Source organism: Serratia sp. H1w (assembly GCF_000633355.1).
In the GTDB taxonomy this organism is placed as follows: domain Bacteria; phylum Pseudomonadota; class Gammaproteobacteria; order Enterobacterales; family Enterobacteriaceae; genus Chania.
The window spans coordinates 1-1284 of the sequence record NZ_AYMQ01000015.1; the positions used below are offsets into that span (position 1 = coordinate 1).

Consider the following 1284-nt stretch of genomic DNA (forward strand, 5'->3'; position numbering starts at 1 on the left):
TGTACAGACCGGGGACATAGTAGACAGGTGTTCAAGGACATGGTGAACACTTTTTAACATCCTTTACCCATGATGATCGACCTATTTCTCAGGTCGATCATCCCCACTTTCGTGCTGTACCACCATACCTCGTAGCCTCCCTCCTTCTCACTTTCCTTCAGTCCAACATATTCACCTATAAAAGCCTTACCCACTTTCAGACTCACGCCTTTCAGGCTCAGCTTTCCACTGATATCTACTTTCCTGACCAAGACGCCTTCGTCATACTCCGCGGACACTGGATTGGCGTTGTACTGCCTCGATGAGGGCTGATAGCGGGAGGCAGGGACCTCCAGTGATAACGCTTCATGTGGCCGTTCCAGGTTGTATGTGTCTCTCCAGGCGTCGAACACCTGCTGCAACTGTCTGGCATCTGTAAACCATCGCCCCTGCAGGAGTTCGGCCTTCAGACTGCGATGGAAGCGTTCCAACTTACCCTGTGTCTGAGGATGATAAGGCCGAGAGTGACCCACCCGGATACCCTGACGCATCAGCCACAGCTCCAACGCGGTCCAACTGCCCGTTGTGTCGCCCCACGGTGAGCCGTTATCCATGGTCATTCTTTCCGGCAGACCATAACGTTCGAACACGGCTATCAACTGGGACTGTACGGTGACACGCCGTTCATCCGGGCAGTGCGCCAGACAGAGCGAGAAGCGTGAATGGTCATCCAGCAAGGTAAGCGGATGACAACGTCCTTCGGCAAAGGGGAAGTGCCCTTTAAAGTCCATCTGCCAGAGTTGGTTCGGGGCATCATGTTCAAAGCGCCCGACGGTTGGAGCCGGTGACAAGCCGCCTGGAAGCAAGTCATGGCAGCGCATCAGGTTATGTACGGTACTGACGGCAGGTAACGTATGCCCCTGCATCTCGAGCGACCGCTTGAGCTTGCGCGCGCCCCACATCGGATGGGCCAGATGGGCAGCGCGGAGGTGTTCAACAACGGTGTCAGGGGTTCTGCTAGGGGAGTGGTGTGGTGCTCGAGAGCGTTCACTCAGGCCGGCCCGCCCATCAGACTGCCAGCGATGTAACCACTTGTATGCGGTGGCAGGTGCTATGTCGAACTGACGGCATAGCGCCCGGATATTAGCGCCTTCTTGCGAGGCGAAAAGCACAAACTCGGTACGTAATGACATGGCAGATCTCTCATCCCACGGCATAAGCAGCTCCACACAGAAGTACTCATACCTAAGTTGTAGTGTCTACCATGTCCCCGAACAAGTGTTCACGATGTCCCCGGTCTGTACA

The 1284-nt window shown here is 55.3% G+C and carries 1 protein-coding gene; it reads right to left on the reverse strand.

Annotated elements, in window-relative coordinates; all coding sequences use genetic code 11:
* Positions 1-53 precede the first annotated feature (53 nt).
* A complete protein-coding gene (locus U869_RS0102950; RefSeq protein ID WP_081795881.1) occupies positions 54-1208 on the reverse strand; it encodes an IS481 family transposase in 1155 nt (384 codons plus the stop codon).
* Between the last annotated feature and the right edge of the window lie 76 nt (positions 1209-1284).